Annotated in this window: 6 protein-coding genes; 4 read left to right on the top strand and 2 right to left on the bottom strand. The window is 61.9% G+C overall.

Translation table 11 applies throughout. The features are described from left to right. The first annotated feature begins 44 nt into the window (after positions 1-44). Positions 45-7,238 (top strand): lamin tail domain-containing protein, encoded by a 7,194-nt coding sequence (locus NXS98_RS10965; RefSeq protein ID WP_283845017.1) that lies wholly within the window; start codon positions 45-47, stop codon positions 7,236-7,238. 44 nt (positions 7,239-7,282) lie between these two features. On the opposite strand, the gene NXS98_RS10960 is transcribed toward NXS98_RS10965, so the two are convergent. Further along, complete coding sequence (locus tag NXS98_RS10960; protein WP_283845016.1) at positions 7,283-9,595, bottom strand: thioredoxin family protein; 2,313 nt, start codon at positions 9,593-9,595, stop codon at positions 7,283-7,285. Positions 9,596-9,751: 156 nt separating this feature from the next. On the opposite strand from NXS98_RS10960, the gene NXS98_RS10955 reads away from it, so the two are divergent. Together NXS98_RS10955 and NXS98_RS10950 are read left to right on the top strand one after the other, a co-directional pair. Further along, the gene (locus tag NXS98_RS10955; protein ID WP_283845015.1) at positions 9,752-11,029 is read left to right on the top strand and encodes an FtsX-like permease family protein; all 1,278 of its coding nucleotides are present in this window, start codon (positions 9,752-9,754) and stop codon (positions 11,027-11,029) included. Beyond that, positions 11,022-11,741 carry an ABC transporter ATP-binding protein gene (locus NXS98_RS10950; RefSeq protein WP_283845014.1) on the top strand — a complete coding sequence of 240 codons (720 nt, stop codon included), beginning with the start codon at positions 11,022-11,024 and terminating at the stop codon, positions 11,739-11,741. Before NXS98_RS10955 ends, NXS98_RS10950 begins: the two co-directional genes overlap by 8 nt. A 16-nt stretch (positions 11,742-11,757) precedes the next feature. On the opposite strand, the gene NXS98_RS10945 is transcribed toward NXS98_RS10950, so the two are convergent. Continuing rightward, positions 11,758-13,011: a response regulator transcription factor gene (locus NXS98_RS10945; RefSeq protein ID WP_283845013.1), complete on the bottom strand. Its 1,254-nt coding sequence runs from the start codon at positions 13,009-13,011 to the stop codon at positions 11,758-11,760. A gap of 217 nt (positions 13,012-13,228) precedes the next feature. On the opposite strand from NXS98_RS10945, the gene NXS98_RS10940 reads away from it, so the two are divergent. Beyond that, positions 13,229-15,487, top strand: coding sequence for a chemotaxis protein CheA (locus NXS98_RS10940; protein WP_283845012.1), 2,259 nt, complete (start codon positions 13,229-13,231; stop codon positions 15,485-15,487). Positions 15,488-15,490: the final 3 nt, after the last annotated feature.

Genomic DNA, 15,490 nt, shown 5'->3' with positions numbered 1-15,490 from the left:
CCCGGCGGCTTTTTCGATAAGGTCAATGTTACGAAAGTGTTACTATGAAATCCAACTGGCGGGAATGGCGGGCGCATGTGGCCGGCCTTGGCCTGGCCTGCGCCTGGTTGTGGCTGGCGGGACCCTTGTCCGCGGCCACCTTGGCCTATTGGCGGTTTGAAGAAGGCCCGGCGGGGGCGCTGGTCTATAACAACCCCACCCGCTACTCCGTGGACACCTCCGGCAATGGCCATCATGGCAACTCCTTTTCCCTCCAAAACTCCGCCAGTTACTCGGATGCAGTGCCCGGCCTGACCATTCCTCAGACCGGCGCGCCCAATCGTTTCAGTTTGTACACCGGCCCCGGCGGACCCGTGCGGGATTTGTACACCACCACCTCCCTAAATCAGGCCTCGCTTTCCAGCTTCACCATCGAAGCCAGCGTCATGTTTGACGGCCTGGGCACCTGGCAAACTTTTGTGGGACGCGACGCCAATTTCAGTCCGCTTGCGGCCCTGTATTTCCAAATGGTCCAGGACAGCGGCCGCCAGAATCATGTCGGCTGCAAAATCATGGACAGCGGCAACGTGTTTCGTTCTGTGTTCAGCCAGGCGCCGGTCCAGCCGGGACGGTGGTACCACTTTGCGGCGGTGGCCAACGCGACCAATCGCACCCTGACCCTCCTGCGCTATGACGAAACCCAGGGCACCTATGTGGTGGAAGGTTCCACCACCTGGATGGGGCCTATGGCCTCCCAGGGCGGCTCATGGACGCTTGGCCGCGGCATGTACAATGGCAATCCCACCGACAGCTTCAATGGCCGGCTCGATGAAGTCCGCATCAGCGACACTGCTCTGAGCATCCCTGAGCTGCTCTGGTCCTGGGCTGCGCCGCGCGCCGTCAGCATCCTGGCCCAGCCTGCGGATGTCACGGTGGCCGAAGGCGGCACGGCCGTTTTTACCGTGCAATGCGGGGGCCAGCCTCCCTGGAATGTGCAGTGGTACCGCAATGGCTTACCCCTCAGCGGCGCCCAACAGACCACACTGGCTTTTGGTCCTGTGGGCGTGGAAGACCACCTGGCCCAATTTCACGTGGTGGCGGCCAATGTGGTGAGCGGCCTAACCTATTCCGTCACCAGCCGCGTGGCCTTGCTGAGCGTGGCCGCAGATGCCACCCCGCCCGCCTTGTTGGAAGCCCAATGGTTCGGCCAGCCCAATCAAGTCACGCTTCTGTTTTCCGAACCGCTGGAACCGGCTTCCGCCACTAATGCCGCCCATTATACCTTGGACGGCGCCGCTCAAGTTCTGGCCGCCCGCCTGGCGGCTGGCGGCCGCGCGGTGGTGTTGGAAACCACGCCCTTGGCCCCGGGCCTCGCCTGCACTGTCACGGTGAATGGCGTGCGTGACCAGAGTGCGGCGCGCAACCTCATTGCCGCCGGCGCCCAGGCCACTTTCATCCCCGGTCATCAACCGCTGGCCCGTGAAGGCCGGCCCTGGCAGGAGCCGTCCGTGGACGAGCCGCTGGGACCTTCCAGTCGCCGAACCTCCTGGGTCATCTCCGAAATCCATTACCATCCGCCGGGGCGCGCTGACGGGCGCAACGCCGAGTTCATTGAAATATTCAACAGCAATCCGTGGCCGGAAGACCTGAGCGGTTATTATCTGTCCGGCGCGGTGGACTACACATTCCCCTCCAATACCATCGTGCCAGCCCTGGGCTTTGTGGTGGTGGCGGCGGTGCCGGCGGATGTGCAGGCCATTTATGGGATTACTGGCGTTTATGGCCCGTGGGGCTTGGGCCAAAGCCTCCCCAATGACCGCGGCACGCTCCGCCTGCATCATCGTCAGGGGGCTGTAATGTGGGAGACCGAGTACGAGGACAGCGACCCCTGGCCCGTGGCCGCCGATGGTGGCGGGCACTCCTTGGTCCTGCGCCGCCCCAGCTACGGGGAGCGCGACGCCCGCGCCTGGGGCGCCAGCCGCGCACCCGGTGGCTCCCCCGGCGCAGCCGAGCCTGCGCTGCCCTCTTTGGGTGGCTTGGCATGGGTGCGGGTGAATGAACTCCTGGCCAACGCTCCCACCGGCGAAGTGGATTTTGTGGAGTTGTTTAATTACAGTACGCAGGCGGTGGATTTGGCTGGTTGCGTGCTCACGGACAACCCCGAAACCAATAAATACGTTTTTCCCCCTGGCTCTTTGGTGCCTCCGCAAAATTTCCTTGTGGTGAATCAAACCACGCTGGGTTTCGGCCTCAAAACCGGCGGCGATACCCTCTGGCTCAAGGCGCCCGATGGTGCTTTGGTTTTGGAAGCGGTCCGCTTTGGCGCACAAGAGCAGGGGGTGACTTGGGGGCGTTATCCTGATGGTGCGCCCGATTTTAGCCGTCTAACGGCTTCTTCACCCGGTCTGCCCAATGCTCCGTCCCGCCTCAGCGAGGTGGTCATCAACGAAATCATGTTCAACCCCATCAGCCGCAACCCCGATGATGAATTCATTGAATTATACAACCGCATCAGCCAGCCAGTGGACTTGAGCGGCTGGCAATTGCGGGGCGGCATCAGCTATCTCATCCCATCCCACGTCATTCTTCCTCCTTACGGGCACCTGGTGATTGCGCGCAATGCCGCTCGGTTGCGGGGCCTGCATCCGGGGCTGTCTCCCAACCTCATCCTGGGCGACTTCAGCGGCCAATTAAGCAATCAAGGCGAACGTTTGCAACTGGCGCGTCCGGTGCCTTCCGTGAGTGTGGAAACCGGCGTGCCGGTGACCAACACCTTGATGGTGGTGGTGGACGAGTTGATTTATCGCGACGGCGGACGCTGGGGCCGCTGGGCCGATGGCGGCGGCAGCAGCCTGGAATTGGTGGATGCCCGCGCAGACAAACGCCTGGCGCCGGCCTGGACAGATAGTGATGAGTCCGCCACCAGTGGCTGGGCCACCATCGAGACCACCGGCTTGCTTGACCATGGCAATGGCCCGGCTGATTCCCTCCAAATCCTGCTCCTGGGGCCGGGGGAATGTCTGGTGGACAACGTGGAGGTCATCCCCGCTGGCGGGGGCAATTTGGTGCGCAATCCCGATTTTGAAAGCGGTCTCGACGGCTGGTATGCCCAGGGGGCTTTCAAGTACACTTACCTCGAGACCACCCAGGGCTATCAAAGCGCCCGCTCCCTGCATGTGGTGGCCTCCGACCGCGGTGACACCGGCGCCAACCGCATCCGCACCCGCTTGACTGCTGCCCTAAGCCCTGGCCAGACTGCCACCCTGCGGGCGCGGGTCAAATGGCTGCGCGGCGAGCCACAAATCCTGCTGCGCCTGCGGGGCAACTGGCTCGAGGCCGTGGGCAATGCCTTGACCACCACCGCCATGGGCACGCCCGGCCGGCCCAATTCCCAGGCGCGTCCCAACGCCGGCCCCGCCATCACCGGCGTCAATCACTGGCCGGTGTTGCCTGCCAGTCAGGAAACCGTAACGGTGGCTGCGCAGGTGAGCGATGCGGACCCCTTGGCTTATGTCTTTTTGCACTATCGCCTGGACCCCTCCACCAATTGGTCCGTCCTGCCCATGAAATACCGGGGAGCGGGATGCTATGCAGCGGAAATCCCCGGCCAGGCCGCCGGTACCCTGGCCGCCTTTTACATCACTGCAGGGGATGCCGGCGAGCCACCCGCCGTCAGCCGCTTTCCGGCCGAAATCGCCCGTGAGTGCCTCGTGCGCTGGGGTGAGCCGGAGCAGGCCGGGGCTTTGGGGGTGTATCGTCTGTGGTTCACTCGCGCCACTCTGGAAGAATGGGTGCGCCGTGAGAAGCTCAGTAATGACCCCTTGGACGCCACTTTTGCCTATGGCCGGCATCGCGTCATTTACAATGCTGGCGCCCAGTTCAGCGGCAGCCCTTGGCACAGCCAGTTTTATGATTCCCCCCTGGGCAACTGGTGTAATTATGCCCTGTTCATGCCCTCGGATGACCGGCTGCTCGGCGCCACGGATTTCCGCATCTTTTTCCCCGGCAACGATGCCGATGACGCCACCGCCCTGCGCGAACAATTCGGCTTGTGGCTTTGCGAACTGCTGGGCCTCCCCTTCAACCATCACCGTTACGTGCACTTCTTCGTTAATGGCCAGCGACGCGGCACAATTTTGGAGGACGCCCAAACTCCCGACCCGGACTTGATGGAGTCGTTCTGGCCGGAAACCGGTGGAGACGGCGAATTATACAAGGTCACCATGTGGCATGAATTTGAGGACAACGCTGCCACGTATGTGACCACCCAGGCCACGCTCCAGAACTTCACCACCACCGGCGGCGCCAAAAAATTGGCGCGGTACCGCTGGATTTTCTCCCAGCGCGGCAACCCGGAGTCGGCGGTGGCCTATACCAACCTGTTTGCGCTGGTGGACGCGGCCAACTTCCCCCTCTCCGTGGTGGAGTCGCGCTTCAGCATGCTGGCGGATGCGGACAAGTGGATGCGGTTGTTTGCTTTTGAGCATGCTGTTGGCAACTGGGATTCCTGGGGCAACAACAACGGGCAAAACGTCTTCCTCACCCGGCCGGAGGGACAACCCTGGATTTTGTTGCCGGTGGACGCCGATATCCTGCTCGGCTCCGCTCCCAGCGACCCGCCCACCTCAGATTTATTCCGCTCCTCCGACCCCGTGCTGGCCGGTTTGTACACCGTGCCGGTTTATCGCCGCGCCTACTGGCGGGCCTTGCTGGAGTTGGCCAACGGTCCCTTCCTGCCCGCCAATGCCGATGCCTGGCTGGACCCGCGTTACGCCGCCCTCCAAACCAATGGCGCGCCGGTAAGCTCGCCGCAGCCCATCAAGAATTACCTGGCTGCCCGCCGCAACCAAATCCTCACCCAGGCCGCCGCCGAGGCCGGCAGTGTTTTTGCGGTCACCACCCCCACTAACCTCCTTTCCCAGACCAATTTGCTGACCATCTCAGGCACGGCGCCTATTGAAGTGGAGCGCCTGCTGGTGAACGGCATTCCGTGGCCGGTGACGTGGACGACGGTTTCCAACTGGACGCTGCGCGTGGCTTTGACGCAGGGCGTGCAAACGTTGCAAGTTCAGGGCGTGGATCGCTGGGGCAACCCCAGACCCGGCGCTTCCGCTCTGGTGACCGTGGAGTACCAGGCGGCCCCGGAATCGCCGGTGGGCAAAATCCTGTTCAACGAAATCATGTATCAACCCGCCTGGTCGGGGGCGGAGTACGTGGAGCTGTACAATGCCTCCTCCTCCAGCGGGTTTGATTTGTCGGGTTGGCGCATCAACGGCCTGGATTACACCTTCCCGCCGGGCGCCTGGATTGCGCCGGGTGCCTACGTGGTGGTCACCAAAGATTTGCATGCCTATTGGAATGCTTACGGAATCAATGCGCCCGCTGTGGGCCAGTTTGCGGGCAATCTGCAAGGGGACGGCGAAACGTTGACCTTGTTAAAGCCCGGCCTCCCGCCCGCCCCTGACCTCATCGTGGACCGCGTGCGTTATAGTCCGCTGCCGCCCTGGCCTGCGGGCGCGGCGGGGCAGGGGGCCGCCCTGCAACTCATGGACCCCTCGCAGGACAACAGCCGACCCGGCAACTGGAGCGACAACACCCCTCTCTGGCGGTTTTTCAGTTACACCGGCAACCTGGGCAGTGTGAATCGTTTCAGCCGGTTGTCCCTCTATTTCGACAACGGCGGTGAAGTCCTGCTGGATGACCTTGCCCTGGTGGTGGGCGACACACCAGAGGCCGGCACCAATTATGTGGCCAATGCCGGCTTTGAATCACCCCTGGCGCCGACCTGGATGGTCAGCCCCTCCGGCCTTGCCACCAACAGCTACCTCACCAATGGCATGGCGCACACGGGCGCTGCGAGCCTGCGTTTCCACAATGCTGTCGGCTCCGGCAGTGTATCCCATTTTTACCAGACTCTGACCAACGTCATCGCGGGCGGGTTGCCGCCCAACACCGTTGGCACCCTCAGTTTCTGGTATCGCTCCGACGGGCGCGGCACGCTCAACTTGTACGTGAATGCGGGTTTCCGCGTGACTTTGCCGCTCGGTTCAGGCTCCGGGAGCACTGCCCGCCTGACCCCCGGTTTGTCAAACTCCGTCTTCGCGGCCTTGCCCGCGCTGCCGCCTATTTATCTCAACGAAGTGCAGGCGGAGAACCGGTCGGGACCGGTGGACAGGATGGGCGAGCGCGAACCATGGATTGAGATTTATAATGCTGGCACGGAGCCGGTGAATCTGGCCCAATGCTGGCTTTCGGAGGACCCGGAGCATCTGAAACGCTGGTCCTTCCCCACGGGGGCCGTGCTCCAGCCGGGAGAGTTCCGCTTGGTTTGGGCGGACGGCGAGGCCGGCGAGAGCACCGCGGGGGAATGGCACACGAACTTCAGATTGTCCCCCACCAGCGGCGTGGTGGTGCTGACCCTGGTTGCCTCCAATGCCACCGTGGTGCTGGATGAGCTGCGTTACGACCGCCTGGCCCCGGACCGCTCGCATGGCGCGTGGCCGGATGGACAGCTCTTTTACCGCCAGACCTTCCATTACCCCAGCCCTGGCGCGCCCAACGATGCCCGCGAGCCGCTGCCCGTCCTTTTTATTAACGAATGGATGGCGGCCAACAACCGGACGGTGGCTGACCCGGCCGATGGGGACTTTGAAGACTGGTTTGAGCTGCACAACCCCGGCGATTCCCCCGTGAATTTGGCGGGTTATTACTTGACGGACAACCTGGCCAATCCGCGCCAGTACCGCATCCCCGATGGTTTTGTCATCCCCGCCCGCGGCTTCCTGCTCGTCTGGGCCGACAATGAAACCGGCCAGAATGCCCTGGGTGCCGGGTTGCACGTGAATTTTGCCCTGCGCCAGGCGGGCGAAGCCATCGGCCTGTTCGCTCCCGATGGCATCACCGCGCTGGATACCCTAACTTTTGGACCACAGACCAATGATGTCAGCCAGGGCCGCTTGCCTGACGGCGCCGCCACACTGGCCTTTTTCAACTATCCCACACCCGGGCTGCCCAATCGGCTGGCCCCGCCGGCGCTGGCCCCGCGACTATTCGCCCTTCAGTGGCAAAATAGCGGACAATTCCGCTTTGCCTTCCAACTGCCGGCGCCGGTCAACTACTTGATTGAGTACACGGAAGACCTTCGCGCGGCGCAGTGGACACCGCTGCGCCCCGCCCAAATTGGCAGCGGCACAGTGGAAGTGGTGGACGACACCACGGGGCGCCCCCGCCGCTTCTACCGCGTCCTCCTCAATCCATAGCGGGACCGCAGCCCTCCTGTCGTCCCTGCGCCCGCCGTGGGCGTTTACTTTTTCGGCAGAGAAATCCGATGGGCCATGGTGCGGTTTTCATGCCAGCGCCGGAATGTTTCACGCACCTTGTCCTTGTCGGACGCCGGCAACCGGGCGGTGAGAAACTCAAAGTGCTCCTCCAGGGTAATCTTGTTGTCCTCCACTTTGAATTTGCGGAACGCCTTGAGAAACGGCTCATTGATTTCAATGGACTCGGGCGGGTCGGCCAGTTTGGCTCCCTCAGGCAGGATGATTTCGAAGGTGCGCCTCAAGGGGTCCGTGGCGTGAAACCGAAACGGGTACTGCCGCTCTTCCCCGATAATTTCCGGATTAATGGCTGGCGTGGTGCCCAGTTGCAGCATCAGGCCGTCGGCCAGTTTCATGCCCACCCGCGGCAACCGCACCTTCAAGTAACTTTCAAACACATCGCCTTCATCCGTCGGTTTGGTCATGGTGAACTCCAGCACCTTGCCCCCGGCGGATTTGAACCGCTCCTCCAGCACGCGCCGCACTTTGTCCACGCCGGTATCCTTGATTTCCTCCTTGCTCCGGCGGGCGGCCTCGCCCTCCCGGCGCATTTTTTCAATGATGACGCCGCCGCCTTCAGGCGTAATCTCAAAAATGGCGTGTGTATGCTCCTTATTGGCCTGTGTGTCATAGGGGGGCAGGGTCACGATGCTGCCCTTGTTGCCCTCAATGACTAATGCGGGGTGGCTGGCATACTGCTTGACGATTTGGCCGACTTTTCGCGGCCCGGCGGCGGGGTCCAGGTAGTAGATTTTCTCCTTGGTTTTGACCTGCACGATGCAATGGTCAAATTTTTCCACCGCCAACGTCTCCGGGTCCGGCTCCTCCCCAAACTCCTGTCCCAGCAGCACCAGATGCGCCTGAAAACCCGCCTCGCGGCACAGGGCCATCACCAGCAGCGACTGGTCTTTGCAATCGCCATATTTGCGGCCCAAGGTATCTTTCACCGGATGCGGCTGATGGGTGGAGTCTTTGAACGCCAGGCTGACATAGCGAATGTCCTTGGTCACCCAATCCATGATGGCCTGCAACCGCTCTTCAGCCCCCTGGTGTTTGGCCAGGATTTCCCGCAGGCGCGTCTTCGCCTCCGGCGGAAGTTGGTCCCGGCCCTTGCACAGGCCCGTGTACCACTTCGCCAGGTCATCCGGCGTCAGGCGGGTGTGAAAAATGACTCCCTCCCATAAATCCAGCGGCGAGATGTACGGCTCCACCTCCGCGGGTTCCAAGTTGGAGGTCTTCAACCGCCATTGCACCCATCCATCCGGCAGGATTTTTTCCTCCACCGGCGTGGGGCACCGTTGCGCCTTGTATTTCAAGGGAAAATTTTTCGGAAAAGTGAGGATGATGTCGGAGTCCACCAGCACCTTGAGGCCGGTGTTCCAGCGCATAAAGTATTCGCCCGGCATGATAGGCTGCCGCTCCCATTCCTCGATGATGTCGAGAATCTGGCCTTTTTTCACGGCGGGGATGTCCAGGCTGATGCGTTTGACATCCCAATAAATGCTTTCTTCGGAGTACACATTCTCGATTTTTGCCAGGCGCGTATCCACCTCGCGGCCCTGGCCGCGCTCGTTCAGGATGCGCACGGATTTTAAGGTGATTTTGAAGCGGGCGGAATCATAGACTCGTTCGGGTTCAGGCAGCCCGAACGCCTCGTCATCCAGCACCCAATAGGTGGAGCGAATCAGCGCGCGGTCCCGGCCATCGGCCTGAATTTTGCACTCATAATAATCCAGCACTTGCGCATACCCCTGCTCCCGGGCTTTGTCCGAGAGTTTGCGCGCCTTTTCCAACGCGGCAAACAGGGGGTCCTCCGGCGGCAGTTGCACTTCCTTGTAGCCCAGGGGATTGCCTTTGAAGACGCTCTTGTATTTCTGGCAAAACACCTTCATGTCCTTGACGTCCAGAAAGCCCTCCGCTTGCCCCACCACTTCGCCTTTGTAATTGAGCACCAGCAGCGTGGGATAGCTGCTCACCTTGAATTCCTTGACCACGCTTTCGTTGGCTTCCTCCTCGGCATTCAGCCGCACGAGCAGAAAATCGCTCATCTCTTTTTGCACTTCCTTGTCGGCAAAGGTCTCCCGCTCCATTTTCTTGGACCAACTGCACCAGTCGGTGGTCACATCGAGCAGGATGGGCTTTTTGTCGCGCTCGGCCCGTTTCAGGGCTTCGGTGTAACTGGACAACCAGGGCAGTTTGGCTCGGCCCTCGCTGCCGGGCTGGGGGATTTGCGCCGCAAGCGGCAGTAACAGACTCAAGAACAACACGCTGGCCGGGAAAATTCGTGGCATTTCTCGCATACAATTACTCTACCCTGTCGGGCGGACGGGGCAAGCAGGAACTAGGGAAGCGATGCAGGCAATAGGGGAGAAAGCGCCTGTCTGCCGGTTGGCTCCCGCCGGCGCGGCACACATTAAGCTTGCCACAAAGGCGCTGGCTTTGGACGCTACGGGGCTGTGTCAAGGCTGCCGTTTGAATTGTTTCTGGCGCTGCGGTATTTCCGCCCCCGGGGTACCTATGTGTCGGTCATCACGCTCATCGCGGTGGTGGGCGTGATGCTGGCGGTGGGCATGCTCATTGTGGTCATCAGCGTCATGAGCGGCTTTGACCGCGAGCTGCGCGACAAGATTCTGGGCTTCAACGCGCATCTCAAGGTCTTTCATCCGCAGGCCCCGCTGGGGGGGTGGGAGCGGCTGCGCGAGCAAATTCTGCAATGTCCGGATGTGCGCGGGGTTGCGCCTTTTGTGTTGGGCCCGGTCTTGGTGGAAACGCAGACGGGGGACAGCAATCGTAATCCGGTCGTATTCACGCCGTATGTGCGCGGCGTGGAGCCGGCATTGGAGAAGACGGTGAGCCGCCTGCCGGCCAGCATTCGCTCAGGCGAATTTAATCTGGAGGGACGCACCCTGGTCATCGGCAGCGAGTGCGCCCACAGTTTGGGGGTGACGGTGGGTGACCGGTTGGCGGTGTATTCCCCGCGCAATCTGCAGAAAATGCGCCAGAGCCTGGGCCAGACCAATGAGCAGGCGATCTTGCCGGACGATTACACCATCACGGGCATTTTTGACGTGGGCCATTACGAATACAACGCCACGGTGATTGCCACGTCGCTGGAGAACGCGCAGGACTTGTATGATTTGGATGACCTGGTGCACGGGCTGCTGGTGATGTTGCATAATCCGATGGAGGCTGACCGGGTGCGGGCGGAGCTGCGCTCGCGGCTGGGGGGCGAGCTGGCCATCTCCACCTGGATGGAGGAAAACTCGGTGATTCTCAATGCGCTGGCCGTCGAAAAACAGGCCATGTTTGTGGTGTTGTTTGTGGTGATGATTGTGGCGGCCTTTGGCATTACGGGCACCCAGATTGCCTTTGTGTACCAAAAGACGCGCGAGATTGGCATTTTGAAGAGCCTGGGCGCCACCCACCGTCAGGTGGCGTGGCTGTTCTTCAGCCAGAGCCTGTTGGTGGGCGTGCTGGGCGTGGCGGCCGGCCTGGGCTTTGGGCTGAGCTTGTTGCGGTGGCGCAATGAATTCTTGCGCTTCATGAATCAGGCCACCGGCATGGATTTGTTTCCTTCGAGCATTTACGCCTTTCATGAGCTGCCGGCTTTGACCATGCCTTGGGACGTGCTGATGATTTGCGGCAGCGCCATGCTGCTGTGTGTGGCCGCCGGTTTGTTGCCGGCGTGGCGGGCCATGCGCCTGCATCCGGTGGAGGCCCTGCGGTATGAGTGAGCTTGCCCCGCCCCCCGCTCGCCAGCCGTTGCTCGCAGCGCGCGAGGTGCGCCGAACCTTTCACGTGGACGGCCAGGCCGTGCCGGTGCTGCGGGGCGTGACACTGGAGGTGCAACCGGGTGAATTTGTGGCCGTGCGCGGCGCTTCCGGCGCGGGCAAGAGCACGTTATTGCATCTGCTGGCCGGCCTGGACCAGCCCACCGCGGGAGAAATCTTTTTTCGCGGACTGCCTGTGCATCGGCTGTCGGCGCTCGAATTGGCGGCCATGCGCAACCGCCATATCGGCCTGGTTTTCCAGGCGTATCATCTGCTGCCTGAGCTGGATGCTCTGGAAAACGTCTGCCTGCCGGCCCGGCTGGCGCGGTTGCCCGCGGACGAGGCGGAGGCGCGCGCGCGCGAGCTGCTGGCGCGGGTGGGATTGAGTGAACGCTGGCGGCATCGCCCCCGGCAGCTCTCAGGCGGCGAGCAACAGCGGGTGGCCCTGGCGCGGGCCTTGATCAACCGGCCGGACGTGATTTTGGCGGACGAGCCGACGGGCAATCTGGACAGCCAGACCGGCGGGCAGATTATTGATTTGCTGGTTTCACTGCAGCGAGAGCACCGGACGGCGCTGGTGATTGCCACGCACGACGCCAGCATAGCGGCGCGGGCGGGGCGCGTGGTGGAACTGCGCGATGGCCAGGTTTTCGGCGAGCCAGCCGCGGGGGTTTGACTGCGCCAGGCCCCGCTTATTTTTTGCACACGGCCAGCCCCAGCAGGGAGGGTTCCACGATGGGCTGGTAGAGTTTTTGGGGCGCGTTTTCGGCCACGCCGGCGGCTTTTTCGAGATAACGCCCGGCCAGGAGGGTGCCCTTGTTGATGATGACCAGGTCCGACTCTTCATCCGGCCGCAGCGGTTCCACCAGCACATCGCCAAGGGTCAGCGCCTTGAGCGGCTTTTTGGTCACCGGCCGGCCATGGACATACAACGTGAAACGTAACTCAATATCGCCCATGGCATACAAATGGCGGCTGTAAATGGATTGATGAATGCCCGGCGGCAACTTATCTGGCGGCACGTATTGCGGCACAATGGGCGTCAGAATATCGTACTTGGCCGCTTTGAAACGGGCTTTCAAGGCGGCCTGAATGAGATTCAACGTCTCCCCCAAGGCATCCATGAAATCGCTGTCAGCAGCGCCTTCGGCATCCATGCCGCTGAAGGCCTCAAATAATTTGCGGCTGGACGGGCGGTCGGCTTCAAGGAGCAGGTCCAGCCACAAGGTTTTTCCCGGCAGGATGAGAAAATGGACCAGGCTGAAAGGATTTTCCAGCGAGCGGTCTGGCCGGATTTCCGGCTCACTTTCACTGAAGCCCATGGAGAAAAGCGTTTCTGCCACCAACTGCTCCACGCCCTCGGCGGGCATGATTTCCGCCAGTATCTGTTTTGGATCGTGTTTAACGGAAGCGCCATTAGTGGCTTTGACGTTGGCAGGCGCGGCAGGGGGCGCTTCGGCAATTATGCTGGCGGCCGTTTCTTTGTTTTCCCCTTTGAGAGGGGAAACCATCTGGGAAAGGACATGATCCCGTTGTTTGATCTCGTCCAACAACTGCCGCTGATGCGTGGCCAGGCGGACGGCGGCCAGGGCCCGCGCGGCAAAGACATCCGGCTGCCACGGGGCCGGCAGGCAATCATCGGCGCCCGCCTGAAGAGCTTCGATGACTGCGCGAGCTCCGTCGTCATCCAGCGCCAGCAACAGGTGGGGCCGCACTGCGCATTCGCTGGCGCGCACCCGGCGCACCCACTCCATTCCCTTCAGCCCATGCAGCTCAGGCCCGATGACCGTAACCGATGGCTCATGCGAGTTGCGCAGCAGGTCAAGCAGTGCCTGGGCATCCTGCCGAGGCAGCACTTCATGGCCCCGGCTGGTCAATTCGCTCAGGACCCGGTCCCGCACAAAGGGCCAGAGGCTTTGGCCGTCATCTAAAAAATAAACATTCATCTCAGGGTTTCCCATCAAATGACCCGGCAATGGCTGCCTGGCCGCGGCACAGGCTTCCATCATCACGCCCGACTTATCGGCATCGGGCGGCAAAAGTTTAGCCGATAGTTGTCACGCGGTTTTTTCTCAAGTTGCACGGGTCAGTGCCGATAACACGCGTGTTGCTGCTCCCTGGCATGGGAGCCTTTGCCGGTTTAACTCTGGAATTGCTGGCCTCATGGACAACGTTGATTTGACCCGCGAGTTCATCGCCGAAGGGCGTGAGCATCTTGCCCAGGTGGAGGCGGACCTGGTGGCATTGGAGAAGAATCCCCAGGACCGGGAGATTTTGTCGCGCATCTTCCGCGCGGTGCACACCATCAAGGGGGCGAGCGGCTTTCTGGGCTTGAAAAAGCTGGAGGCGCTGACTCATGCGGGAGAGAACCTCTTAAGCCGTTTGCGGGATGGGCGGATGGCGGTGAGCCAGGAAATCACCACTTTATTGTTAAATCTGGTGGACACCTTGCAGCAGGCCATGACGCTTATTGAGGCGCAGGGCAACGACGCTGCTTTGCAACACGCCCCTTTGGCGCTCAAAATTAATCGCCTGCTGCAAAGCCAGCCAGCTCCGGCTGCCGCCCCGGAAACCCCTGCCGCGCCGCAGGCCACCCTGCCTGCCCCGGCTTCCCCGGCCCCGGCGGAGCCGGCCGCGGCCGCCGTCACTGCCATACCGGCCACGCCGGCGCCCGCGCCGGTCTGCGAGTCTTCAAATAATGCAAATATGGCCAATAAAGAATGTGAACAGACTGCCACCGCCACCCCGGCGGTCTCGGCTACTTCCAGCATGGCCGAAAGCCATGTGCGCGTGGATGTGGGCCTGCTGGACCGGTTGATGAATCTGGTGGGCGAGCTGGTGCTGGCCCGGAATCAAATCCTGCAGCTCAGCGACCATGCGGAAAACACCCAGTTGAACACCGTGGCGCAGCGTTTGAATCTGGTGACCACCGAGTTGCAGGAAGAAGTGATGAAAACGCGCCTGCAACCCATCCAGAATGCCTGGAGCAAACTTCCGCGTGTGGTGCGGGACACGGCCATGGCCTTGGGGCGGCAGGTGCAGTTGGAGTTGATTGGGCAGGATACGGAGCTGGACCGGGCGATTATCGAGGCCATCAAAGACCCCATGTTGCACCTGGTCCGCAACGCGCTGGACCACGGCATCGAGCTGCCGTCCGAGCGCAAAGCCGCCGGCAAGCCGGAGATGGGGCGGCTGGTGTTGCGCGCCTTCCATGAAGGCGGACAGGTCAACATCGAGGTCAGCGACGATGGCCGCGGCATTCAGGCCGCCAAAGTCAAGGCCAAAGCCCTGGAGAAAGGATTGATTACGGCGGAGCAGGCTCATCGGATGACTGATCGCGAGGCGTTTCACCTGCTTTTCCTGCCCGGGTTTTCGACGGCGGAAAAAGTCACAAATGTTTCCGGACGCGGCGTGGGGATGGACGTGGTGAAGACCAACATCGAGAAATTGGGCGGTTCGGTGGATGTGGAAAGCACGCCCGGCCAGGGCACTACAGTCAAAATCAAAATCCCGCTGACGCTGGCCATCATTCCCGCCCTGCTGGTTACCTGCGGGACGGAGCGCTACGCCGTGCCCCAGGTCAACCTGGTGGAGCTGGTGCGGGTGGAGGCGGACCAACGCCGCCGGCAAATCGAGGAAATCATGGGCGCGCCGGTATGCCGGTTGCGGGGACGGCTGCTGCCGCTGGTGTATTTGTCCCGCGTGTTTCAAGTTCCGCCGGCGGCGGAGGACAATGGCGCGGTCAACATTGTGGTGTTGCAGGCCGACCAACAGCAGTTTGGCCTGGTGGTGGATTGCATCAATGACACCTGTGAAATTGTGGTCAAGCCGCTGGGCAAACACCTCAAACGCATTCCGGTCTTTGCCGGCGCCACCGTGCTGGGCGATGGCACGGTGGCGTTGATTCTGGATGTGCTGGGTCTGGCTCAACACGCTCATGTGTTGCGCCAGGCGCAGGAGCACGAGCACCGGCGGGTGGAAGCCGCTGCGGCTGCCGGGCGGGCCGGGGCGCAGGCGCGCCAGTTGTTGCTGTGCGCCTTGGGCCAGCAGCGGCTGGCCATTGATTTGGCCACGGTGGGCCGTCTGGAAAAGATTGCGCGCACCCAGGTTGAGCACGCCGGCGGGCGGGAGGTGGTGCAGTACCGCGGCCGGTTGATGGACTTGGTGCGCCTAAGCCAGTTCCTGGGATATGCCGATCCTGAGGAGGGCGATCTGAATGTGGTGGTGTACACCTGCCAAGACCGCCCCGTGGGCCTGGTGGTGGGAACCATCATGGACATTTTAGAGCAAGCTGTCGAACTGGACCGGCACGAGGCGCGCACCGGCATTCAGGGCCGTTGCGTCATACAAGGGCGCACCACGGAGCTGGTGGACGTGCCCGGAGTGGTGCAGGCCGCCGGTTTGATGACCGCCGCAGTTTGAACG

This window comes from Fontisphaera persica, from assembly GCF_024832785.1.
In the GTDB taxonomy this organism is placed as follows: domain Bacteria; phylum Verrucomicrobiota; class Verrucomicrobiia; order Limisphaerales; family Fontisphaeraceae; genus Fontisphaera; species Fontisphaera persica.
Note: the sequence above shows the minus strand (reverse complement) of the source record. Positions and strands in the feature narration are given on the sequence as shown.